The 21,943-nt window shown below is 61.7% G+C and carries 23 protein-coding genes; 16 read left to right on the top strand and 7 right to left on the bottom strand.

Annotated features, from left to right (window positions below; genetic code table 11):
• Window position 1: 1 nt before the first annotated feature.
• The 8 genes from ACOOE2_RS05585 to ACOOE2_RS05550 all read left to right on the top strand — a co-directional run bounded on the left by ACOOE2_RS05585 (window position 2) and on the right by ACOOE2_RS05550 (window position 6,432).
• Complete coding sequence (locus ACOOE2_RS05585; RefSeq protein WP_420382030.1) at window positions 2-2,404, top strand: hypothetical protein; 2,403 nt, start codon at window positions 2-4, stop codon at window positions 2,402-2,404.
• Entirely contained in the window at window positions 2,404-2,721 is a 318-nt protein-coding gene (locus ACOOE2_RS05580) for a hypothetical protein (protein ID WP_420382029.1), read from the top strand. Before ACOOE2_RS05585 ends, ACOOE2_RS05580 begins: the two co-directional genes overlap by 1 nt.
• Window positions 2,718-3,245 (top strand): glycoside hydrolase family 108 protein, encoded by a 528-nt coding sequence (locus ACOOE2_RS05575; protein ID WP_420382028.1) that lies wholly within the window; start codon window positions 2,718-2,720, stop codon window positions 3,243-3,245. The genes ACOOE2_RS05580 and ACOOE2_RS05575 overlap by 4 nt, the downstream gene beginning before the upstream one ends.
• A complete protein-coding gene (locus tag ACOOE2_RS05570) occupies window positions 3,233-3,514 on the top strand; it encodes a hypothetical protein (protein ID WP_420382027.1) in 282 nt (93 codons plus the stop codon). Before ACOOE2_RS05575 ends, ACOOE2_RS05570 begins: the two co-directional genes overlap by 13 nt.
• Window positions 3,504-3,938: a hypothetical protein gene (locus tag ACOOE2_RS05565; protein WP_420382026.1), complete on the top strand. Its 435-nt coding sequence runs from the start codon at window positions 3,504-3,506 to the stop codon at window positions 3,936-3,938. The genes ACOOE2_RS05570 and ACOOE2_RS05565 overlap by 11 nt, the downstream gene beginning before the upstream one ends.
• 1 nt (window position 3,939) lies before the next feature.
• Window positions 3,940-5,706: an SGNH/GDSL hydrolase family protein gene (locus ACOOE2_RS05560; RefSeq protein ID WP_420382025.1), complete on the top strand. Its 1,767-nt coding sequence runs from the start codon at window positions 3,940-3,942 to the stop codon at window positions 5,704-5,706.
• A gap of 64 nt (window positions 5,707-5,770) precedes the next feature.
• Window positions 5,771-5,932 (top strand): hypothetical protein, encoded by a 162-nt coding sequence (locus ACOOE2_RS05555; protein WP_420382024.1) that lies wholly within the window; start codon window positions 5,771-5,773, stop codon window positions 5,930-5,932.
• Window positions 5,933-5,952: 20 nt separating this feature from the next.
• Window positions 5,953-6,432 (top strand): hypothetical protein, encoded by a 480-nt coding sequence (locus ACOOE2_RS05550; RefSeq protein ID WP_420382023.1) that lies wholly within the window; start codon window positions 5,953-5,955, stop codon window positions 6,430-6,432.
• 391 nt (window positions 6,433-6,823) lie between these two features.
• On the opposite strand, the gene ACOOE2_RS05545 is transcribed toward ACOOE2_RS05550, so the two are convergent.
• Window positions 6,824-7,414: a PAS domain-containing protein gene (locus ACOOE2_RS05545; protein ID WP_420384566.1), complete on the bottom strand. Its 591-nt coding sequence runs from the start codon at window positions 7,412-7,414 to the stop codon at window positions 6,824-6,826.
• A gap of 240 nt (window positions 7,415-7,654) precedes the next feature.
• Here ACOOE2_RS05545 and ACOOE2_RS05540 point away from each other — a divergent pair, with 240 nt between their 5' ends.
• A complete protein-coding gene (locus ACOOE2_RS05540; RefSeq protein WP_420382022.1) occupies window positions 7,655-8,611 on the top strand; it encodes an NAD(P)/FAD-dependent oxidoreductase in 957 nt (318 codons plus the stop codon).
• 81 nt (window positions 8,612-8,692) lie between these two features.
• A complete protein-coding gene (locus ACOOE2_RS05535) occupies window positions 8,693-9,145 on the top strand; it encodes a winged helix-turn-helix domain-containing protein (RefSeq protein WP_420382021.1) in 453 nt (150 codons plus the stop codon).
• Between the two features lie 21 nt (window positions 9,146-9,166).
• On the opposite strand, the gene ACOOE2_RS05530 is transcribed toward ACOOE2_RS05535, so the two are convergent.
• The 3 genes from ACOOE2_RS05530 to ACOOE2_RS05520 all read right to left on the bottom strand — a co-directional run bounded on the left by ACOOE2_RS05530 (window position 9,167) and on the right by ACOOE2_RS05520 (window position 12,877).
• Window positions 9,167-10,189 (bottom strand): winged helix DNA-binding protein, encoded by a 1,023-nt coding sequence (locus ACOOE2_RS05530; RefSeq protein ID WP_420382020.1) that lies wholly within the window; start codon window positions 10,187-10,189, stop codon window positions 9,167-9,169.
• 110 nt (window positions 10,190-10,299) lie between these two features.
• Window positions 10,300-11,589, bottom strand: coding sequence for an adenylosuccinate synthase (locus ACOOE2_RS05525; protein ID WP_420382019.1), 1,290 nt, complete (start codon window positions 11,587-11,589; stop codon window positions 10,300-10,302).
• A 154-nt stretch (window positions 11,590-11,743) separates the two neighbouring features.
• A complete protein-coding gene (locus ACOOE2_RS05520) occupies window positions 11,744-12,877 on the bottom strand; it encodes an ATP phosphoribosyltransferase regulatory subunit (protein ID WP_420382018.1) in 1,134 nt (377 codons plus the stop codon).
• 117 nt (window positions 12,878-12,994) lie between these two features.
• On the opposite strand from ACOOE2_RS05520, the gene ACOOE2_RS05515 reads away from it, so the two are divergent.
• Together ACOOE2_RS05515 and ACOOE2_RS05510 are read left to right on the top strand one after the other, a co-directional pair.
• On the top strand, window positions 12,995-13,204 hold the full coding sequence (locus ACOOE2_RS05515) for a hypothetical protein (protein WP_420382017.1): 210 nt from the start codon (window positions 12,995-12,997) through the stop codon (window positions 13,202-13,204).
• Between the two features lie 128 nt (window positions 13,205-13,332).
• A complete protein-coding gene (locus tag ACOOE2_RS05510; RefSeq protein WP_420382016.1) occupies window positions 13,333-13,836 on the top strand; it encodes a hypothetical protein in 504 nt (167 codons plus the stop codon).
• A gap of 125 nt (window positions 13,837-13,961) precedes the next feature.
• On the opposite strand, the gene ACOOE2_RS05505 is transcribed toward ACOOE2_RS05510, so the two are convergent.
• Window positions 13,962-14,228, bottom strand: coding sequence for an LssY C-terminal domain-containing protein (locus ACOOE2_RS05505; protein ID WP_420382015.1), 267 nt, complete (start codon window positions 14,226-14,228; stop codon window positions 13,962-13,964).
• A 196-nt stretch (window positions 14,229-14,424) separates the two neighbouring features.
• Here ACOOE2_RS05505 and ACOOE2_RS05500 point away from each other — a divergent pair, with 196 nt between their 5' ends.
• Window positions 14,425-15,687, top strand: a complete 1,263-nt coding sequence (locus ACOOE2_RS05500; RefSeq protein ID WP_420382014.1) for an alanine racemase — start codon at window positions 14,425-14,427, stop codon at window positions 15,685-15,687.
• Between the two features lie 10 nt (window positions 15,688-15,697).
• Here the strand turns inward: ACOOE2_RS05500 and ACOOE2_RS05495 are convergent, their stop codons facing one another.
• Complete coding sequence (locus tag ACOOE2_RS05495) at window positions 15,698-16,300, bottom strand: hypothetical protein (protein ID WP_420382013.1); 603 nt, start codon at window positions 16,298-16,300, stop codon at window positions 15,698-15,700.
• 646 nt (window positions 16,301-16,946) lie between these two features.
• Here ACOOE2_RS05495 and ACOOE2_RS05490 point away from each other — a divergent pair.
• Both ACOOE2_RS05490 and ACOOE2_RS05485 read left to right on the top strand, forming a co-directional pair.
• Entirely contained in the window at window positions 16,947-18,314 is a 1,368-nt protein-coding gene (locus ACOOE2_RS05490; protein WP_420382012.1) for an IS1182 family transposase, read from the top strand.
• A gap of 23 nt (window positions 18,315-18,337) precedes the next feature.
• On the top strand, window positions 18,338-18,760 hold the full coding sequence (locus tag ACOOE2_RS05485; RefSeq protein ID WP_420382011.1) for a hypothetical protein: 423 nt from the start codon (window positions 18,338-18,340) through the stop codon (window positions 18,758-18,760).
• A gap of 78 nt (window positions 18,761-18,838) precedes the next feature.
• On the opposite strand, the gene ACOOE2_RS05480 is transcribed toward ACOOE2_RS05485, so the two are convergent.
• Window positions 18,839-19,306, bottom strand: coding sequence for an Lrp/AsnC family transcriptional regulator (locus tag ACOOE2_RS05480; RefSeq protein WP_420382010.1), 468 nt, complete (start codon window positions 19,304-19,306; stop codon window positions 18,839-18,841).
• Between the two features lie 156 nt (window positions 19,307-19,462).
• Here ACOOE2_RS05480 and ACOOE2_RS05475 point away from each other — a divergent pair, with 156 nt between their 5' ends.
• Window positions 19,463-21,793 (top strand): transketolase, encoded by a 2,331-nt coding sequence (locus ACOOE2_RS05475; RefSeq protein WP_420382009.1) that lies wholly within the window; start codon window positions 19,463-19,465, stop codon window positions 21,791-21,793.
• Window positions 21,794-21,943: the final 150 nt, after the last annotated feature.

Here is a 21,943-nt window from a genome sequence, read left to right as displayed (position 1 = left end):
CATGGCCGGATCCGGCGCAGCATTTACGCGGGCCAGCGGCGCCCTTGCCAAAGTCCAGTCGCTTTCGGCCAGGCTCGCCTCGCGGATCGCAGGTTCGGACGGCGCATCCGGCGTTGCAGCGTACGATGGCGCGGGCGGCACCCTGTGGACGTCGGTGGCGGGGTTTGTAACTGCGCTGCTGGGCGGGCAGGTCAGCGCCTCGCTGCCGACGCGGGCGCAGATGATGGCCAGCAATGTGCCCGCCATCGTGACCACTATCACCACCAGCGGCTATGCCGTGCCGGGCGATGGCGGCGCCGCCAGGTATGTGCGTGCAACAGGGCCGTTTTTTGACGGCGCAAGTTTTCAGAGCGTAGACGGTGCGTGGTGGCAGCTGGCCGTCGAGCATGTCACCCTCTCCATGTTCGGCGCGATCGGCAGCGCGCCCGTGGTCATCGCGAATTACAGCGCGATGCCCGATGACACCGCAGCGATCCAGGCGGCCTTGACGTATTGCATTGCCAACGGCCAGCCGCTGACAATCGGTGCAAGGTATTATCGGTTCACGAAGTCGTTGAACGCGGGCAAGGCCAATCCGTTCGTATCGAACCATTTCGGGATCACCGGGGTCAACAAGGCGCTCAGCCGTCTGGTCGTGGATTTAAGCGAGAATTATCCGGCGATCGACAACACCAATATGTTTGGCGGATTGGTTTCCGATCTGTGGATCGAGACAAGCACGACGAGCCAGCATTCATGCGTGATGCTTTACGCCGAGACTGTCAGTGATGGCATGAATCTGTACACGATGCGTAACACCCAGGTTAACGATTTCGGGCCAATTTCACAAGGTGCGGTGATCGGGTATTGTGCCGACCAGTTTTATTTCGACAATAGCTGGGTCAATTCGCAGTCGCCGAATGCGCTTAACGGTGCGTACTGGGGGGTGGTCTGCCCGGCCGGCATCACGAGCAAATTCTGGGCGATCACGCAGCAATTTGCCGATGGCACGCTGCTGGTTTCAAACAATTCGTCGTTCACCTGTGCCACCGGTCCTGGGCTGTTTGTCGATGGGATGAACCAGACCACGATCACGGGCGGATACCTGAACGTCCAGGCAGGGTTTGGTTTTGCGACTACTGGACACAACCTTGGTGTTCTGCGCGTTCGCAGTACGCCGCCGTCGCTGGCCGCAGGATCGCGCCTGTCGCGCGTATCGGTGACCGGGAACCGTATCGAAGACCAGGCGGCCAACAATCTGCCGGCGAGTCCGACAGTTATGGTGACTGGCTCGATTGCGGCCAATGGCGACATGATGACATCGACGCTGACGGTAGCGGGCACCACCAAGGGGGCGCTGGCGGTCGGCAATGTCCTGATTGGCACGGGCGTTGTGACTGGTACGGTCGTGCTGGCCAAGGTTTCGGCGAATGTGTGGACGGTTTCGCAAAGCCAGACCGTCGCATCAGAGACGATGTCTTCGTATTACCTCGCGCCCTGTGCCGTTTATGTCGATGATATCATTTTCGATAGCGAGTTTCGGGGCTGGTACAACAATATCGGCGCGATCTTTGGCGGCCCGGGCACGCATCAGAATACGCACGCCGATGTCGGCGCGTACAGCAACTGTGTGTGTTTCGGGAATGCCGGGAGTATCATCGGTGGCAAATGGTCGTTTGACGGGGGCGGCAACAATGTCGGCCTGTTCAACCAGGCCAGTTCATACGCCTATGAGATCCAGGGCCGCATCGGGCCGTCCTGGCCCGCCGTGTTTACTGCGATTGGGGCATCGGCACAGCGCATCGGTCCCAACACCACGCTCGAGGGTGGTAATGTCCTGCCCGAGTGGTGCACGATGGATGGCCGCAATTTCGGATCCTATAGCAATTCGCCCACCAATTATCGTGTGGCGTTGAAAGGTGAAACCGCGCCGATCACTGTTTCGGGATATGCGGCGGGATCGGGCATACAGACGCTCGGGACGTTTTCGACAGATGTTCATGCCATGCTGCGCTTTTCCAACAGCAGCAATTATCTGGTCGCTCCCTCTTGGGAAGTCGAACTGCTGGGTGGATTTGCCGCGAACCTGAGCGCTGGGGCAACGTTGCAGATCGTGCTGTCACAGGCGCTACCGGGTGGCACGGTGACGGTGACGCTGGGTTCGCTGGCATCGTTGCCCGCCTATGGTGCGATCAAGACGTGGGTCATGAGTTGCCGGATGGTTGCGACTTTCGGCAACCAGGTTTTCGCCTATGCAACGCTGACGACCACCGGAACCGCGCCGGTCAATGATGGCCTGGCCGGCCTTGCACTGCAAACCGCCGGATTTGATATCACGTCCAGCGTTCCATTTGTCTTCAGTGTCATTTCCAGCAGTCCGACGGCCAATCCTCTTGGCGTTTTTTTCTGCGGGCGGGTGGTTTGATGATGCGCCCCGTTTCCAGTGACGCGTCCCAGCCCGAGCCGGTCACGCCGTGGACACGCGGCGAGTGGTTTGCATTTGCCGGGCTTCTGATTGCAGTGGTGAGCGTCCTGATCGCCATTGCGCAGGGCATCTATCTGATCGGGTTCGAGCTTCAGCGGGTCAACGATATCGAACGCCGGGTGGTGACGATTGAATCGATCCAGAGCGCACGCGGCCAGCAGATGCAGCAGCTTGCGGTCGATCTGGCGCGGATCGATGCGAGCATGGCCAGCTTGGCCGAGTGGGCAAAAGAGCAGCGCGAGGCAGCGCGCAGATGAGCGGGCATGATTTTATCGACGCCCTGGTGGTCGTGGTGCACGAGGAAGGCGGGTATGTTGATGATGCGCGTGACCCCGGCGGTGCGACCAATCTGGGCGTGACCGCGCGAACGTGGATGTCATGGTCCGGGAAGCCCGCGAGCGAAACGGTGATGCGTGGGCTGACGCCGGGCAAAGTCGGCCCGTTGTACAGGGCATGGTATTGGGACAAGGTGGGCGGAGACGCCCTGCCCGTCGCGCTGGCCCTGGCGGTGTTCGACTTTGCGGTGAATGCGGGACCGGCCGCCGCGATCAGGGTGCTGCAGGGCATTGTCGGCGCGCCTGTCGATGGACAATGCGGCCAGACTACGGCGCGTGCGATCGACACTTATGCAAGCAGGATCGGATTGGCCAAGCTGATCGACCGATTTTCCGCCGCACGTCGTGATTTTTATCGGCAGCGCACGGAATTCCCTGTGTTTGGAAAGGGATGGTTGGCGCGCGTCGACCGCATTGAAGGGGTCGCCTTGTCATGGGTTGGCTGAAAGAGGCGATTACCGGACCTGATAATCAGACAGTGGCGATCGGGCGCCTGATTGGCATGGCGATCGCTGTTGTATTGATCTTGGTGCTTCCTGTGATGGCAGTGATCACGACAGCGCTCGATCTGGTCAATGTGGAAATATGGACCAGCCTGTTTTTCATGCTGCAGACGTACATCCCTCTGATCGTCGCGTCGGTCGGATTCCTCGTGTGGGGAACCAATGGCACCGAACCCAAACAAACTCGCGAGGAGCCTGACAATGGCCGATGAACTGATTCCGCTGCTTTCCGGGCTGAGCAATTATCCCAAGCGCCTGGTCGACAAGGGCGATGGCAGTTGGGCGGAGCGAGTGGACGCGACGCTGTCCGTAGGCGCAGCGCCCGTATCGGCGTCGAATGGTTTGCCGGTTGCGCCGGCGTATCTTGTGCCGCAGCCGTGGTCGGGCAGCGCGATCGACATGCGTGCCTATGGCACCATCACGATAACCTGCACGGTGGCGCCATCGGCCGGAAGTGTGGCGATTTCCCCTGACAATGGTCCGGATTATATCGGGCAGACGCTGGTGCTGAACAATGTGGCGGGGATCACCACCACGCCGAATGTTACCGCGGTGGGGGTCTACGTGCTCTCCGGTCGTGCGTGGGTCAAAGCCGCGTTTACCGGGGGTACGTGCTTCATTTCGGGGGGCCAGTGACATGAGCGATTTTATCGCGCAGGGCCTGGCGCTGTCGGCGGGCAGCAAGACGGCAAGCGCGCTGATGCCGCAAGGCAATGGCCCGATCTATCGCTGCATGGAAATCGGTGATTCCGAAATCCAGTTGCTGGGCGATGCGCGCAACAACGTGTTTGGCGTTGCGGACAGCACGGCACAACTGGCCATGGCATCGAACGGTGTGTTGCTGCCGATCCGCAATGGCGGGGTGGGCGGGCAACCTTCACCGGTTGTGGCCGCGCGCTGTATTCGCGATATGCAGCGGCACATGCCGGATATCGTCGGGCTCGGCGTGGGGACAAACAATTTCGTCATTTTTGGCGATACCAACGGCGATGCCGATCCGTTCACGACGCTTGCCGCCGATATCGCGACCATTCATGCTGCGGCAAAAGCAATCGGTGCGTTTTTCTATTTACGCAACATGCCGCCGCGCGCTGTCACGACGGCAGATCTCGCATTCGTGCAGCAGGGCAATGCCATAATTGCGGCCTATGCCGCGGCGAACACAATCCCGCTGATCGATGTGTATGCGCTCACTAACGACCCGGCCAACCCGGGCCACTGGCTGGCTAATTATTCGTCGGATGGCACGCACCCGATCGCTCCGGTTTCGTGGCTGATCGCGCAGAAGATCTGGTCGGTAATTTCGCCATTCCTGCTAAGCTCGGCCCGTCAGACTTTGCCGCAGCAGGATGCGGCCAACCTGTTGTTTACGCCGATCACGCTGTATGGGCTGCCGGCGAACACATCGGTGCGCGACGCGCTGTTTCGCAATTATCGCACATTTTCGCAGAACGGGTATTCGTTTGCGGCGCCATGGTGGGTGGGAACAGCGTATACCGGCAACGGCACTGCGCCGACCGTATCCGCCACGATCGCGGCCGCCAGCGGTGTGAACGGCAATTTGTGGTCGGTTTCGGCCAGGCCTAACGGCGCTGGTTCGATCGTGATCCAGTCGGCGCAAGGCGGCAGGGCGATCGACGTCTCGCGCTATCAGGGCCGCCGCGTTCGCGTGTCGTTCAAGGCCAGGGCCACCGGGTTTAATGTCGATAACACCAATGCCTATCTGGCAGCGAACAACGACGTGCCGATTTCTGCCTGGGGATTGACGTTTGCATGCAAGGACAACAGCGGTAACACGATCGGGTCGCTGAACGTTGTCGACCCGCTCGACAGCAGTTCGTCGCTCGGGCAGGCATCAACCCTGTCGCTGCGGACCCAGCTTCTGACGTTTCAGAACGGGTCCAGCCCGGGTGGTTGCTATGACTTTGCGCTGTGCCAGTTTCATTTCGAGATGAATGTACCGGCTGGCGCAATCGAGCTCAATCCGTCGTTCAACATCTCGTTTCTGGCAGGCGCGGTGACGCCGGTTACAGTCGGTCTCGCCGAATTTGCGGTGGTGGACCAGGGTGCGGCGGACGTTGCGTTGCCGTATCTGCCGATGCAGAACACCGCCAGGCCGTGGATGGATATTACCGCGGCAACCACGCTTTCAACGCCGCAGGTCTTGGCGTGCGGGTATTATCGGCTGAATGCCGCGACGGCGGCCTTTACCTTGACTTTGCCGGCCGCGAGTTCGTGCCGGGGCCAGGCATGGACGGGCAAGAAGATCGACAGCAGCGCCAATGCCGTGACGATTGCGCGCGCCGGATCCGACACGATCGACGGGACAACCACGGCGATGTTGTCGGCGCAATATGCAACGCTGCGCCTGGTCTCGAACGGTGGCGGCTGGGACGTTGTCTAGGCGTCCTGCGCTACAGGCCGGAGCGGGACACCGCCGCGCGCTTTTTTTCAAAGAAAGGGAAGGCATGCTTGATTTTGAAGCCGTATTCGATGGCCTGAAAACCAGGATCATCGCGTTGCGAACAGCCATCCGGGCCGGGTTCGGCGGGAAGGGCGATGCGGCACGAGCATGGCCATATTGGATACCCGTGGTCGTTTTGGCTGCCGTCGCTGGGTATTGCGTGTGAGCGGCTTACTAGGCGCACTTGTGCCTGGGCCAATTTCGCTTGCGGTCAAGGCGGGGCCCTATGGTGCGCTGGCCACAGTCTCGCTGATCGCGTGGCATTTCGACGCGCGGGCGGTGGCCAATGCTGCTTTGGTTCGCTCTCAGGCCGCCGCATTCGAACAGACGCAATTGGCCGCCACCCAAATCGCGCAAACCGCGCTGCAACATCAGCAGGCGGCGTATGCAGCCAAATCATTGGAGGCCGACAGTGCCTATCAAGCCCAACTGGCGAATACCCGGTCTGCTGCTGATCGCTATATCGCTTCTCACCGCGTGCAGCCCCAGACCATTGCAAGTGGCGGCAGCAGCACCGCTGCCACCGCCCCGGGTGGCAGTGCCAGCGTTCCTGCAGGCGTGCCCACCGGCGCCGTCGTGGTATCCACAGGCGATGTGCAAGCCTGCACAGACGCCGCCACATACGCCTTGAACGCGCACACCTGGGCGGCGAACATCAATCCGTGATAGCTTTGATGACCAGCTGATTGCCGGGTGGTGCGGGCGGCCGGAATTGAACCGGCACGGGCAAAGCCCAACGGATTTTCTTACCGACTTCGGCTTTCGCCGCCACCGATCGAAATCGATGTTCGTGGTCTGGACTATCCCTTCACCGTGCCCTCTTTGACAAGGGTTTAGGTGCTGCCCGTCTAGTCTCTACACCTTCTTCCGACAGCACCTGCCGGAAGCTTGGCTCGGGATCGCCAGATTAAAGGGTTCCCCGAATTTGAGCAGTTCTGCAGCACAGGTTTCCCTGTGCGCACCCAAGCAATTACAACCCAAGTCCGCTGCGTCTACCTGTTCCGCCACGCCCGCACACAGCGATTGCTATATCGACAGACGCAATCCTCGCCAAGGGCTAAAGCCCGGCTTCGATCGCCATGCGAATAGCATCGGCACTGGTGCGTACGCCCAGCGCTTTCAGCACGGCGGCGCGGTGCAATTTTACCGTGCGTTCGCTCAGTTGCAGGTCCCAGGCAATCTGCTTGTTGAGCTTGCCCGCAGCGATGCATTCCAGGATTTCTCGCTGCCGCCGGGGTAGCGCATCGATTTTTTCCTTTGCGATCGAGGCCCGGTTTTGTTGCCCCTCATGCGCCTCTTCGGTTAGCTCGACTTGCGACCCCAGAAAATACTCGAGATCGCCATCTTCATCGAAGATCGGCGCAATCATCACGGCATTGCGGAACGGGGTACCGTCTTTCTTGTAATTGAGAATTTCGACCATTACCGGGACGCGTGTCGCGATCCCTGTTCGCAATTGCCTGGTAAGCTCTGCCTCCGTGCCTGTTCCGCGCAGAAATCGGCAATTGCGACCGATGATTTCGTCGTCAGTGTACCCTGTCAGCGCGACAAACGCCTGATTACAGGCAACGATCGGATTGTCCGGCAGGCGCGGATTGCTAAGCACGGCAGCGACGATGCTGTTATCGATCAGACTGCCAATTGCCATACCTTTTCCTAATGCAAATTTGAACGAGACCACAATTGCCCTTAGGACCATGTTGCTCGATCGAAGTCCACAGTCGATCTCTAACACAACATTTTCAAAGGCCCAATCCGTTCTCGTATCACGTTGGAATGCGTTCGCCTTACTTAAGTCGCTGGCGCGCTCAACTGTTAGCGCTGGGCTGCGCAAAAGGACCGTTGGCAATGCAACTCTTTCCGTCTGACATAGTGAGCCCCGGTTAGCGTGCGCCACGTTGCGATCGTGGGAGCGGGTGTGTCAGGGTTGTCGTGCGCGGAGACATTGTCCGGGGCGGGTATAAGGACAACCTTGTTCGACAAGGGGCGTGGCCCGGGCGGCCGCATGGCCAGCCGACGCATCGAAACTGCACAGGGCACCGCCGAATTCGACTTTGGCGCGCAGTATTTTACGGCGCGCGACCCGCTTTTCATCGAGCAGGTCAATCATTGGGAACGCTCGGGTCTGGTATCACCGTGGCCCGCCGCCCGCACCGACGCGTATATCGGCATTCCGACCATGAAGGCAGTCTTGCAGCATTTGTGCTTGCGTCACACGGTCCATTTTTCATCGCTAGTCAAAGGTCTCGTCAGAAATGGCCAGCATTGGCAATTGGCCGGACCGGATACCGGCGAGGACATGTTCGATAGTGTCGTTCTCGCCCTGCCGGCAGAACAAACTGCGACGATCATCACGCTGCACGACTTCAATCTTGGCCGTGCTGCACTTTACGCACGATCACAGCCTTGCTGGACCGGAATGTTCGTCTTTTCCGAACGGGTTGAGCACGTATCCGGACTGATCCGCGACAGTGGCATCATCACTTGGGCGGCGAGCAACCGTGCTAAACCGGGGCGATCGGGTCCGGAAAGCTGGGTGGTGCAGGCCGGCCCGCGTTGGTCGCTCGATCGCCTTGAGCAGTCGCCGGACGACATCGGCCCACACCTTTTGGCAGCCTTGGAACAGGAACTCGACATCAGGCTGCCGGCGGTCATCGGCCAGTCTGTCCACCGCTGGCGTTATGCCCTTTCGGCGGGGACCGATTTGGGTTGCTTGTGGAATGAAACCCTGGCGCTCGGCGCGTGCGGCGATTGGCTGGTGGGCCCACGAGTCGAATCTGCCTGGATTTCCGGGCGGTTACTCGCTGACAAGATCATTGCGGCGTCGTCTGTCCGTAATAGTTAGTCCCAGACCGTTCACACCTGAACACGTCGTAATTTAACTGAAGATCCAAAAATCGCCGCCAGAAAAGGTGCTCAGGACATTGTGCCGCTTGATCACTGTGACAGACCGGGCAAGGATCGTCTTGGCCAGGTCAAGGAGTGTGCGGCAATGCCGAAAATCAAGCTCAAGCTTCAAGTATTGTGCGACGACGTTATCGCGATCGGGCCTGGCAAGGCAGATCTGCTCGACCGGATAAAGGCAACAGGGTCGATCTCCGGCGCCGCGCGCGACATGGGCATGAGCTATCGCCGTGCCTGGCAACTTGTCGACATCATGAATCGCTGCTGGGCCGATCGGCTTGTCGAAACCAATCCGGGCCGGGCCAGCGGTGGTGCCCGCGTGACCGAGCTGGGCGAAAAGGTACTGATGCGGTACCGCGCAATGCAGAACAGTCTTGGCGTCTGCGCAGCCGATAATGGTTGGTACGAAATGGCCGGATTGATGCGCGCCGCACCGCTCGCGCAACAGCCCGGCAACACCAAAACGTCTGTTTAGGGGCCCAGCGGTTATCCCTGATCAAACCATGCTTGCGACACTGTTACCCAGCTCAGAGAAGTAGCGCGCCATCGCATCGGCGGCCTTGTCCGTCAGCGTGATGAAGGCACGCCGGCGATCGGTCTCATCGTCGACCCGCTGCAACAACCCCACATCGGTCATTTGCCCGATCCAGCGCAACGCGGTCGTCGGCGGTACCCCCGAGGCAATACACAGCGATGTCACCGACACCCGCACATGTTCGACCCGTGCCGCAGTGAGGTCCAGCAGCATGTCCCACGCCGGATCCGCAAACAGGTCGCCTTCGAAAAAGCGCGCGCGCAACTGGCGCTGGCGGATAATCTTGCGCACAAGTCGCGGATCGGGAAGCGGCGGTCGCGACGCGCGCACCAGGCGATCGCTGCCCCCATCGAATTGCGGATCGAGTTTTGGATCGAGTTTCCCGGCATACCCTGACGCGCTGTCGAACCGAAACGGTCCCGAGGCCTCCGCAGCGCCGTGCGACGATATCTGCTCCAGCTTGTGCGCGATCTGGCTGACCTGCTCGGTCAGGCGCAACAGGCTCAGCCGGTCTTCTTCCGACAATTCACGCACACGATTGCCGCTCCGGGCAAGCACACGGCCCAGCGCAATGACCCGATCTGCGCGGGTGGGCGTAACGAGAATCTGCGCGTCCGCCTGATCGAGGCATCCGAACACATCGTCCAGAGAGCCCATCGACGTCGATACGACGAGATGCGATCCTGATTTCGAGGCCCGCTGGTCCAGCCGTGACAGCGCCGCCAGTTCCGCGCCATCGATCACCGGGCAATCGACGAGCACGAGATCGGGCAAAGCCGGCGGATCACCCGGTTCGAGCAACCGCGCCAGATCCGTCATTTGCGCCACGCGCAATCCGGCCGCTGCTGCATCCTCGGCCATTTCCGCCCGCAGATAGCCCCGATCGGCAAATATCGAGATGGCAAGGCCCGCGCGGGCACCAAAACCCGGCCCGGATCCGGACTCATTGCTGCCATAATCGAATTGCGATGCCGCTTGCGCCATGTCCCGTTCAATCCTTTTCGCACACGCGAACAAGAGTGGAACAAACGGCTATAAGGTCAACTACGGATACCTCGAAATTGGACCAAGGCGCACAGCGGAACGCCTGCAGATCAGTCGATAAACGGATCGCGCACCAGGATCGTATCCGCGCGTTCCGGCGAAGTCGAAACCAGCGCCACCGGCGTTTCGATCAATTCCTGCACGCGCTGGATATATTTTATCGCCTGCGCCGGCAGATCGGCCCACGATCGCGCGCCCGCCGTCGTCCCGTGCCAGCCGTCCATCTCTTCATAAATGGGCTCGACCGCGGCCTGTTCGGCGGCATGGCTGGGAAAATAGTCCAGCACTTTGCCGTTCAACCGATATCCGGTGCATATCCGCACTTTGTCGAAACCGTCGAGCACATCGACCTTGGTCAGCGCAATACCGGTCACGCCGGAAATGGCGCAGGACTGCCGCACCAACACCGCGTCGAACCATCCACACCGCCGCTTGCGCCCGGTCACCGTTCCGAATTCATGGCCCCGCTCGCCCAGCCGCTGCCCGGTCGCGTCGGTCAGCTCGGTCGGAAACGGCCCCGACCCGACCCGCGTCGTATAGGCCTTCACGATCCCCAGCACAAAACCGGTCGCCGCAGGGCCCAGTCCCGAACCCGAAGCGGCAGTGCCCGAAACCGTGTTCGACGACGTGACGAACGGATACGTCCCATGATCGACATCGAGCAGCACGCCCTGCGCGCCCTCAAACAGGATTCGCGCGCCGGCCTTGCGCACTGTCTGCAACCGCTTCCACACCGGCTGCGCAAATTGAAGCACATACGGCGCAATCTCGCGCAGATCCTGCAGCAATGCCGCGCGATCGACCGGCGGCTGGCCAAACCCGGCACGAAGGGCGTCATGATGTGCGCACAGCCTGTCCAATTGCGCGTCGAGCGCATCGAGATGCGCCAGATCGCACACGCGGATCGCGCGGCGCCCGACTTTGTCTTCATACGCCGGGCCGATCCCGCGCCCGGTCGTGCCGATCTTGCCCGAACCCGCCGCCGTTTCGCGCAATCCGTCCAGATCGCGGTGCAACGGCAGAATCAGCGGACAATTGTCGGCAATCGCAAAATTCTCGGGCGAAATCTTGACCCCTTGCCCGGTCAGCTTCTCGACCTCGGCCTGCAATGCCCAAGGGTCCAGCACCACACCATTGCCGATGATCGACAACGTCCCGGTGACGATGCCCGACGGCAACAGACTCAGCTTGTACACCTGGTCACCCACGACCAGCGTGTGCCCGGCATTGTGCCCACCCTGAAACCGCACGACCGCATCGGCCCGGCTGGCCAACCAGTCGACGATCTTGCCTTTGCCTTCATCGCCCCATTGGGCGCCGATCACGGTAACGTTTGCCATGGTTACAGATTATCCCCTGCCGGGTGATCCGCAAGGCGCCCTTCGACAGGACTCGGCGCCGCAGATGAAACGGGAAAACCGGACTTGCCGGCATTCGACTATGCGTGCGCGCCCTACGTGGCAATCAGCCGCCAAGTCAAGACATCGCCATCGATCAGATCGCAACCGGACTGTCGCCGCGCAACACCTGGCTGCACCCCAATGCCGCCGCACTGTCCGCCTCGGTCAGCGCAGCCACCGTGCGCGCGCCCGCCGCGCGCAACCGCGCCGCCGCATCGGCATCATGCCCCAATGGCAAAAACACGCGATCCTCCAGCGGCTCTGCATCGGCCAGCACGTCGATCAGCGCATCGGGAAACAAGGAAAACCCCGTGGCCGCTTCCCCGCCCGTCGCCCCGGCAATGCGGTACGTGCCGCCCCGCCCCAAAATCCCGCGCACACCTTGCGCATAGATCGTAAAGCCAAACCACGACTGGTATTCAAACCCGTGTCGCTCGCTGGGATCGAGCGTCAGCCGCGCCTGCCCGCCCAACCGCGCGGCAATCTCGCGCAGCGCGGCAATCCGCGCCGCCAGCACGCCATGCGTGTCGAATTGCGCCAGCCGCTCGATCGCAACATCGAAATCACCCGTGGCATACAACAACGGCACATACGCCGCCCCGCCCGCATCGACCAACCCGCCCGCGTCCTTGGTATCCAGTTCGCGCCGGACCCGCTCGATGGCATCGGCCGGCAAAGGCAAAGCTTGCGCCGCCAGGATATCGACCAGGTCGGGCAGCGTAAAATCCACACTCACCGCAATCGCGCCCGCCGCTGTCAGCGCCTCTATCGCCATTGCCACGATCTCGCTCGCCGCCGCAACGCTGTCGCTGCCAATCACTTCGGCCCCGCATTGCAGCTTTTCGCGCGCCGGATCGAGCCCGTCTCCGCGAATCAGCATGACTTGTCCTGCATAACACAGCCGCAACGGCCGCGGCGCCGCCGCCAGCCGCGAGGCCGCAATCCGCCCGATCTGCGGCGTATGATCCCCGCGCAGGATCAGCATGCGCAGGCTTTGCGGATCGACAAACCGGAACATCCGCCGCGACCGGATTCCCGCCATTCGCGCGCCCAGCGTTTCGTCGAATTCCACCATCGGCGGCAGCACGCGGTCATACCCGTGCCTGTGCATCACCCCTTGCACCGCGTGCATCACCCGCGTCACTGCGGCGGCTTCACGCGGCAGGCGATCTTCCAGGCCTTCGGGCAAAAGGTCGGGCTTGCTGTTTGTGATGGCACTTTCGGTCATGCGCAGCGCCTTTAGAGCATCATGCGAAAAAGTGGGAACGGGTTTTTTGCAGAAACGGGCTCACGCCGAAGGCCAGGCCATAAACACATCTTAATCGCCCCCTGCCACAATGACCAAATGCTGTTTCCCGGTCCCAAACTCAACACACTGTTCGCCAGCCGCTGGAAAGCGCTCGCCTGGGCCGGCGGGGTTTTGCTGACGGCCTATTGCAGCATCCCCAGCCGCGAAGAAAGCGAGCAGGCCGATCCCGCCGCGCACGCCAGCGCTGCGATCACCAGCACATCGCCATGGGCGCCCGATCCAAAGCCAGCCGCGCCCGCGCCGTAACGAGCGAACAGACGTCGATTTTCTCCAATGTGCGGAACTGCACCGATGGCCAGACGTTGTTCATGCTAAATGGTCCTTGATAGTGCTCCGCGCCATTGTTGGCGCGTGCCCCAGTGGAGAAGATCCTCATGAAAAGGTTATTTGTTACGGCGTTGCTGGCTGCAGCCGCGATGACCGGCGCAGCCACAATCGCCGTACCCACCCCGGTCGAAGCCCAGGTCATCGGTATCGGCATCGATCCCTTCGTTTTCGGCGGCAACCGTTTTTGCTGGTACGAGGGCTGGAATGGTCCCGGCTGGTACCGGTGCGGTTACGGCTGGCGTCGTGGCTACGGATGGGGCGGCGGCTACGGCTGGCACGGTCATGGCGGCCCGGCCGGTTGGCGCGGTGGTCGCGGCGGTGGCTATTACCACGGCGGCGGCGGTTACCACGGCGGTGGCGGTTATCACGGTGGCGGTAATTTCCATGGCGGCGGCGGGGGCAACTTCCACGGCGGCGGTGGTGGCTACCATGGCGGCAACGGCGGTGGCGGTGGTGACCACGGCGGCGGCGGCTTTCACGGCGGCGGCGGTGGTGGCGGCGGTCACGGCGGCGGCGGTGGCGGCGGTCACGGTGGCGGCGGACACCACTAACCGCTAAGCATTAGCGACGAGTCAACGACCCATCCCCACTCGACTGTGGGGGTGGGTTTTTGCTTGCCAGTTGTCTTGAATCAGCAATCCAGTCCTGTCGTCGTTCCTGGCCCGACACAAACAGTTCAGCACTGGCCAAGCGCCAGCACCCGCATCGCGCCATCGGTCCGGAACCTGTCCCCGCCGCCATTGCGATGCCACCGATTGCCCGGAATCCCCGAAGGCAACACACCCGTCACGCTGCCCCCGCCGGCCAGTATCAACGCGCTGATCCGCTCACGCTCGGCATCGACGTCGGGTCCGATATGATGTGTGACCTGAAGCGTAAACAGACTGAATCCCGGCGCGCAATTTGTGTTCGTGGTGGCTCCACACGCGTGGCAATCCGCCATAGGCCAATGCAAACCAGGCCGCCGGCAAGGCGATCGCAAGCGCCGGAAGCGACACCAGATGGATTGGCTTCACTCTGAACATTGCAAATTCCCCCGCCATGGGTGGCTACAATTCCCTTCCCGCGCAGACAAGCCAACTACCCGGTGGACAAGCGCGCCGCGTGCGCCACTATGGCGCATCAGGGGGGACAGCACGATGCAGCGGCGGGACATGATCAAGGGTGGTGCGGCACTCGCAGCCTTGGCGGCCTCCAAAAGCTTTGCCGCCCCCATCCTGTCGCCGGACAATTTCGGCGTCACTCTGGCCACCGCATCGCGCCGCAATGGCTGGATCGAAGTCGATGCCGCCGCTTTCGAAGCCAACATCGCCACCGTGCGTGCCACAATCGGTGCTGCACGTTTATGCGCTGTGATGAAGGCCGACGCTTACGGCAACGGCATGGCTCTGCTGATCCCGTCGATCATCAGACAGCGCGTAACCGATGTGGCGATCACCTCGAATGACGAGGCGCGCGTCGCCCGCGCCCTGGGCTATCGCGGCCGGCTCATCCGCATCCGCACCGCGTTGCCAGAAGAAATGGCCGACGCCTTGCCCTACGCGGTCGAGGAACTGGTCGGCAACGCCGAAGCCGCGAGGCGGCTGGCGGCCCTGGCTGGCAATCGCAAGATCCCGATCCATCTGGCGCTCAATGCCGGCGGGATGAGCCGCAATGGCGTCGAATTGTCGGCAAGCTATGGCAAGGCCGAAGCCCGCGCGATCCTGGCCATGCCGGCGCTGCATATCGTCGGCGCCATGACGCATTACCCCAGTGAAGAGCCTGACGATATCCTGGCGCAATTGCGCCACTACCAAGACGACTGCACGTGGCTCGCCAGCGAAGGCCTGTCCCCGCGCAACCTTACGCACCACACCGCCAACACCTTTGCAACGCTCACTGTGCCTGCCACGCGGCTCGACATGGTCCGCGTCGGCGGCGCGATCTACGGCGACCCCGGTTCGGTCAAGACCACCGCCTATCACCCCGTCCCGACAATCAAATCGCGCGTGGCCGCGATCAACCACTTCCCGGCGAGCCAGACCGTCAATTATGATCGCACCTACCGCCTGACTCGCGAATCCTGGCTCGCCAATATCCCGATCGGATATTCCGACGGTATCCGCCGCGGTTTCAGCCACGCCAATCGCCCCGAATTCCCCGCCGAAAACACCAACAGCACGCAAGTGCTGATCGGCGGCAATCGCTATCCCGTGGTCGGCCGTGTGACGATGAACACCCTGATGGTCGATGTTACCGGCCATCAGGACCAACTGGCAATCGACAACGAAGTCGTCCTGCTCGGCGCCCAGGGCGCGGATCGCATCACCCAGGCCGAATTCGAAAACAACAGCAGCGCCTATGCGCCCGAAATGCTCGCGGTTCTGGGCGCCACCCTTCCCAAAGTCCTTGCCGCGCCATAAGGCGCCCCAGTCATGGCAAAGGCTGCCAGTCCGAAAACTTCGTAACCCGCCCCGCCCGATTCCGCCGCACCCGCTGCGGCCCATCCCGCACCAAAGCCTCCGCATCAGACTTCGTACTTTGGTTCATCGACCACGACTCATTCCGCTCATTATCGAACACAAACCCGCCAGCCCGATCGTCAAACCGGAACGTGATATAATCCGTCCAGTGCGACCCGCACGCGACCCCGTTCTCGACCGTAAAATACCCCCCTTTGACCGCGATCGTCCCATCGTTATCCAGAAACGGATCGCACTGCCCGCCCGCGTCGGCCGCCAGAACAACCGTGTCATTGCGCGCAACCTGCCGATATTGCCCGCCAACCTGTTCGAATATGATCAGCGGACGGTTCGGCGCACCTTTCGGATCATCCCGATGATCCCCCTCATCGCGCCGCCCCAGCGCAACAACGACAAACCGCCGCACCGGCGTCCCCGCCGATATCTCGACGTTCGCAAGCACATCGTAACCATTGGGCACTTTGCTCTGCAACGCCGGCAGCAGCGGCTTCGCCTGGATCGGCTGCCCCGCACCAATCACGATGGCAAGCACCGCACCACCGATCGCCAGCATCGACCTGGTCCGTACCACGTTATTTCCGATCATCAGCCATGCCTCAAACAGTCCTATCAATTGTCAGCCACAGCCAGTCAATCTGCGCAAGAGTACCGCACAAACCGATCCCGCGACTCCCTGGCGCAATCGATCACCCACCCCTCGTTGCGCCAGGCAGGACATGCATACCCGTCCCATACCTTGCCAGGCCGAACGTGGTCCCGCCCCGCCGGTTTACTCCATCCCCTCCCGCCAAGTTACTCTCCATCCCCCTTCCGTCTGCCCGGACTTGATCCGGGCTTAAGCGTCTTCCCTGCTTGGGCCAAAGAAAGCGGGATTCCGGATCAAATCCCTACGGCATTCACACAAGCTGATTTTTTAAACACATCCGCACATGCTGAGCCTGTCGAAGCACACATGCTGACGCCCGCCCGGTAGGAAAAATGCGCAAATTCAAGCGTCGCGCGCGTCCTTCGACAAGCTCAGGACGAGCGGGGTTTGGTTTTTGGTGCCGTTGCGAGAAGTGTTAATGCCATAGGGATCAAGTCCGGTACGACGAGCGGGGCATACATGGCAGCTAACGCCCCGATTGTGTTGAAAAAGTCGACCTTGCAGTTGTGCTGAGGTTCTGATTCAATCTTCGCTAAGAAGCGGAGGCAGACCGATGATGGGTGATCGGACAGTGGCGCAAGAAGCGCTATTTTACAGCTTCAACCTTGAGCGGCATGTTCCGGCAGAACATCTGCTGCGCTCAATCGACCGTTTTGTCGATTTGTCTGAGGTGCGGGAGCACTTGCGGCCTTTCTACAGTGAGACTGGACGACCATCGATCGACCCCGAGCTGCTGATCCGCATGCTGATCATCGGCTATTGCATGGGTATCCGCTCTGAGCGGCGGCTGTGTGATGAAGTCCATCTGAACCTGGCGTATCGCTGGTTCTGTCGGCTTGGGCTGGAGGGTGACGTTCCCGACCACTCGACCTTTTCCAAAAACCGGCATGGCCGATTTCGCGACAGCGACCTGCTGCGTATGGTGTTCGAGACGACGGTCGCGCGATGCATGACCGAAGGTCTGGTCGGCGGCGAGGGTTTCGCGGTCGATGCCAGCTTGATCCGCGCTGACGTAAACCGGCAGCGCGCCGTAGACCATCCCGAACAACTGCCAGACCAAGCCACCAGCCATGCGGTGCGCGAATACCTTGCTGTGCTGGATGATGCAGCCTTTGGTGGCGCGACCCCGGTTGCGCCCAAGCAATTGGCGGTGGCCGATCCCGCCGCACGCTGGACTGCTGCGACGCGCGAGCGGGCGTTCTTTGCGTACTCAACCAACTATCTGATCGACCTTGAACATGCGGTCATCGTCGATGTCGAGGCGACCACCTCAGTGCGTCAGGCCGAAGTGACCGCGCAGCGCAGAATGATCGATCGGGCTCAGGAGCGGTTTGGCCTGTGGCCCGAGCGGCTCGCAGCCGATACCGGCTACGGTGATGCTGCCAATCTTGGCTGGCTGGTCGAGGAGAAAGGTATAGCGCCGCACATCCCGGTGTTCGACAAGTCCGCCCGTACCGACGGTACATTCGAGCGTTCTGCCTTCACCTTCGATGCGCAAGATGACAGCTATGTCTGTCCCGCCGGCAAGCGCCTGCGACCGCGCAATCGGAACTTCACTGTGCCGCGATCCGATGTCCATCAGGACGGCTTCATTCGCTACCGCGCTCGCCAGCAAGACTGCAAAGGCTGCGCTCTACGGCAACGCTGCACACCCAAGATGCCCGCCCGCAAGATTATGCGCTCGATCCATGAAGGTGCCCGCGACTTGGCCCGCAGTATTGCGACCACCGATGCCTACATCGCTTCGCGCCGACAGCGAAAGAAGGTCGAGATGCTCTTTGCGCACCTCAAACGCATCTTGAAACTCGACCGCTTGCGCTTGCGGGGACCAAACGGTGCAAAAGATGAGTTCCTCCTCGCAGCAACCGCCCAAAACCTCCGCAAGATGGCCAAGCTGAGGCCGATCCCGGTGCCGGCTTGAGGTCGGCGCCCTCGTGCTGCCGATTGGATCAGGCCATCCCACCGTGTCCGAGCATCGACTTTTTCAACACAATCGCCCCACTTGCGGTCATTCCTTGCTCGCTGCATGCTACATTGATGATTGGCCGTTTGATCATTGTTATGCTGATCGCGCTTCCGGTGCGCGCATCTGCGGCAAATGGTGAATGTGGTTCTCCCATAGGCGCGGCGGTCCCAAACGCCCTGACCGCACGAGCGATCGCGCTTGCTGTAATCGCTGCCCACCAAAAACCCGGAATTTCAAAGCGCTACATCCTTGAGATTGAGCGAGACGGAAACCAGGGTTGGATCGCTTATCAACGAATGCCACCTGCCTGGCCATGGAATTCTTCATTTGGCAGCGGCGGCCTTGAAATGCACATTAACCGCTGTTCGGGTGCGATCAGCGAAGTGTATTATGAAAAATGACGCTTTGGCTGCTTCCCTCCAATACCGGCCATTCTAAGCGCCACGCTAAATCAAACCGACAACCACCAAAAAACCAAATCAAATCGGCAACGCCGTCTTGTAAACGATCGCCCGCAACGCAAAACTCGTCGTCACCTCCGCCACTCCCTCGATCCGCGTCAGCTTCTGCCGCAAAAAATCCTCGAACGCCCCCAGCGATTCCACCAGCACGCGCAGCTGATAATCCGCATCCCCGCTCATCAGATAGCATTCCATCACTTCGGCAAACGCCGCCACCGCCGCCTCGAACCGCGCCAGGTGCCGGTCATCCTGCTGGTGCAACCGCACCCGGATAAATGCCGAAACCGGCAACCCCACCGCCACCGGATCGACCAGCCCCACATACCGTGCAATCACCCCGTCCGCCTCCAGCCGCCGCACCCGCCGCAGGCACGGCGACGGCGACAGCCCCACCCGCTCCGACAGATCCTGGTTGGTCACCCGCCCATCATGCTGCACTTCGCGCAAGATACGCCGGTCGATCGGATCAAGGTCGGGATATGGCATGACATTTCCAGAAATCGGCAAAAACCGCCATTTTACCCCAACAAAATGGCAGACCATGCCAAATATGCAACCCACCATGGCGGATTGCGCAAGGACATACCGCCCGCCCCGGGCGTACACCATCCCATCACCATCTCATACGACGGCACCCATCCCATGACCGACACCATGACCCACGAGCGCCAGGACCTGATCACCACACTGGAACAGATCAACCAGCGCCTGCTGTGGCTGTCGTCATGGACAATCCACAACGCCAACCACATCCGCGAAAAGCGCGACGGCCTCAAAGTCGGCGGCCACCAGGCCAGCTGCGCCTCAATGACCGCGATCATGGCCGCGCTCTATTTCCACGCTCTCGGCCCCAACGACAAAGTCTCGGTCAAACCCCACGCCGGCCCCGTGCTCCACGCCATCCACTACCTGCTCGACCAGCAAACGCGCGAAACCCTCGAAAAATACCGGGGCCTTGGCGGCGCGCAAAGCTATCCCAGCCGCACGAAAGACACGATCCCGGTCGATTTCTCCACCGGCTCGGTCGGCCTTGGCGTCGCGGTCACCGCGTTCACCTCGCTGGTCCAGGATTACCTGATCGCCCACGGCCAGGTGCAACCCGAAAACGCCGGCCGCATGATTGCGCTGATGGGCGATGCCGAACTCGACGAAGGCAATATCTACGAATGCCTGATCGAGGGCTACAAGCACGACTTGCGCAATTGCTGGTGGGTGGTCGACTACAACCGCCAGTCGCTCGATTCCACCACCGCCGAACGCATGTTCCGCCGCTTCGACGACATTTTCGAAACCTGCGGCTGGCGCGTGATCACGCTCAAGCACGGCCGCCTGCAACGCGAACTGTTCGCCAAACCCGGCGGCCGCGCGTTCGAACAGTGGATCGACACCTGCTCGAACGCCGACTTTGCGGTCCTCACCTACCAGGGCGGCGCCGCCTGGCGCGCCCGCCTGATCGCCGACATCGGCGGCAAACGCGGCGTCCGCGCGTTGATCGACGGCATGGATGACGATACCCTCGCCAAAGTCATGACCAACCTCGGCGGTCACTGCCTCGAATCGCTGGTCGAAGCGTTCGACAGCGCGCAGGACGAACGCCCGACGATGTTCATCGCCTACACTGTCAAGGGCCACGGCCTGCCGCTCGCCGGGCACAAGGACAACCATTCGGGCATGATGAGCCCGACCCAGATGGAAACCTTCCGCGCCCGTCAGAACGTCCCCCACGGCGCCGAATGGGACAAATGGGCCGGCCTCGGCGACAACCAGGCAAAGGCGCTGCAGGATTTCGTCACCCACAGCCCGATCGGTCGCAAGCAACAGGCCGCCGCCGCGCCCACCATCCCCGTGCCCGAAATCCCCGCCCCCGCCGGCGCCGAATCGACGCAGGCCGCCTTTGGCCGCGTCATGCACGACCTCGCCAAATCAAATACCGAACTGGCCGACCGCCTGGTCACCACCGCCCCCGACGTCACGCAAACCACCAATCTGGGCGCCTTCGTCAACCAGCGCGGCCTGTTCCGCCGCCAGGAATGCGACGACGTGTTCCTGCGCGCCAAAATCCCCTCAACCCAGAAATGGCTGCAACACGCCGCGGGTCAGCACATCGAACTGGGCATCGCCGAAAACAACTTTTTCCTGCTGCTCACCTCGCTCGGCCTGTCCGCCGGCCACTTCGGCACGCGCCTCATCCCCGTCGGCACCGTCTACGACCCCTTCATCGCGCGCGGCCTCGATGCGCTGAACTACGGCTGCTACTCCGACTCGCGCTTCCTGCTCGTCGGCACCCCCTCGGGCATAACCCTCGCCGCCGAAGGCGGCGCGCACCAGTCCATCAACACGCCGCTGATCGGCATGGGCCAGCCCGGCCTCGCCAGCTACGAACCCGCCTACGCAGACGAAGTCGCGCTGATGATGGCCCACGCCTTCGACTGGATGCAGCGCCCCGACGGCTCGTCGGTCTACTTGCGCCTCTCGACCCGCAGCATCGACCAGGAACCCCGCGCCGACACCACATGGCAGTCCGGCGCCCTCGCCGGCGGCTACTGGCTGCGCGAACCTGCCCCCGGCGCAACCGCCGCGATCGTCTTCACCGGCGTCGTCGCCCCCGAAGCCCTCGAAGCCTGGACCGCCCTCGCCGACGACCTCCCCGGCATCGGCCTGCTCAACGTCACCTCGCCCGACCTGCTGCACCGCGGCTGGTCCACACGCACGTCAGCCCGCTGGACCAACGACACCCCAACCCCCTCCCACATCGAAACCCTGCTCAGCCCCCTCGCCCCCGACGCCGGCCTGATCACCGTCCTCGACGGCAGCCCCGCCGCCCTGTCATGGCTGGGCGGCGTTCGCGGCCAACGCGTCATCCCGCTCGGCACCGACCGCTTCGGCCAAACCGGAAACCTGTTCGACCTCTACAAAACCTACCGCCTCGACGCCGAAGCCATCATCGACGCCGCCGCCGAACTCTTCCTCTAAGGAAAACCAAGCCAAAACAAAATACTACCCCTCTTTCTTAAAGCCCTCCCCCTGAAGGGGGAGGGTTGGGTGGGGGTTTACGACGCCAGTGGGAAAGGGCCTCCGGCGGGCAAGGGTTAACACCCTTGCATCCCGTTACCGTCTTGACCT

Origin of the sequence: Novosphingobium sp., from assembly GCF_965214355.1 — a bacterium.
Lineage (GTDB): Bacteria > Pseudomonadota > Alphaproteobacteria > Sphingomonadales > Sphingomonadaceae > Novosphingobium.
This window is presented reverse-complemented; position numbering and strand designations above follow the sequence as displayed.

Coding starts and splice junctions, on each gene's coding strand:
- ACOOE2_RS05585 (WP_420382030.1), top strand. CDS start 2: ATGGCCGGATCCGGCGCAGCATTTACGCGGGCCAGCGGCGCCCTTGCC.
- ACOOE2_RS05580 (WP_420382029.1), top strand. CDS start 2,404: ATGATGCGCCCCGTTTCCAGTGACGCGTCCCAGCCCGAGCCGGTCACG.
- ACOOE2_RS05575 (WP_420382028.1), top strand. CDS start 2,718: ATGAGCGGGCATGATTTTATCGACGCCCTGGTGGTCGTGGTGCACGAG.
- ACOOE2_RS05570 (WP_420382027.1), top strand. CDS start 3,233: ATGGGTTGGCTGAAAGAGGCGATTACCGGACCTGATAATCAGACAGTG.
- ACOOE2_RS05565 (WP_420382026.1), top strand. CDS start 3,504: ATGGCCGATGAACTGATTCCGCTGCTTTCCGGGCTGAGCAATTATCCC.
- ACOOE2_RS05560 (WP_420382025.1), top strand. CDS start 3,940: ATGAGCGATTTTATCGCGCAGGGCCTGGCGCTGTCGGCGGGCAGCAAG.
- ACOOE2_RS05555 (WP_420382024.1), top strand. CDS start 5,771: ATGCTTGATTTTGAAGCCGTATTCGATGGCCTGAAAACCAGGATCATC.
- ACOOE2_RS05545 (WP_420384566.1), bottom strand. CDS start 7,414: ATGGCAATTGGCAGTCTGATCGATAACAGCATCGTCGCTGCCGTGCTT.
- ACOOE2_RS05530 (WP_420382020.1), bottom strand. CDS start 10,189: ATGGCGCAAGCGGCATCGCAATTCGATTATGGCAGCAATGAGTCCGGA.
- ACOOE2_RS05525 (WP_420382019.1), bottom strand. CDS start 11,589: ATGGCAAACGTTACCGTGATCGGCGCCCAATGGGGCGATGAAGGCAAA.
- ACOOE2_RS05520 (WP_420382018.1), bottom strand. CDS start 12,877: ATGACCGAAAGTGCCATCACAAACAGCAAGCCCGACCTTTTGCCCGAA.
- ACOOE2_RS05515 (WP_420382017.1), top strand. CDS start 12,995: ATGCTGTTTCCCGGTCCCAAACTCAACACACTGTTCGCCAGCCGCTGG.
- ACOOE2_RS05510 (WP_420382016.1), top strand. CDS start 13,333: ATGAAAAGGTTATTTGTTACGGCGTTGCTGGCTGCAGCCGCGATGACC.
- ACOOE2_RS05505 (WP_420382015.1), bottom strand. CDS start 14,228: ATGGCGGATTGCCACGCGTGTGGAGCCACCACGAACACAAATTGCGCG.
- ACOOE2_RS05500 (WP_420382014.1), top strand. CDS start 14,425: ATGCAGCGGCGGGACATGATCAAGGGTGGTGCGGCACTCGCAGCCTTG.
- ACOOE2_RS05495 (WP_420382013.1), bottom strand. CDS start 16,300: ATGCTGGCGATCGGTGGTGCGGTGCTTGCCATCGTGATTGGTGCGGGG.
- ACOOE2_RS05490 (WP_420382012.1), top strand. CDS start 16,947: ATGATGGGTGATCGGACAGTGGCGCAAGAAGCGCTATTTTACAGCTTC.
- ACOOE2_RS05480 (WP_420382010.1), bottom strand. CDS start 19,306: ATGCCATATCCCGACCTTGATCCGATCGACCGGCGTATCTTGCGCGAA.
- ACOOE2_RS05475 (WP_420382009.1), top strand. CDS start 19,463: ATGACCGACACCATGACCCACGAGCGCCAGGACCTGATCACCACACTG.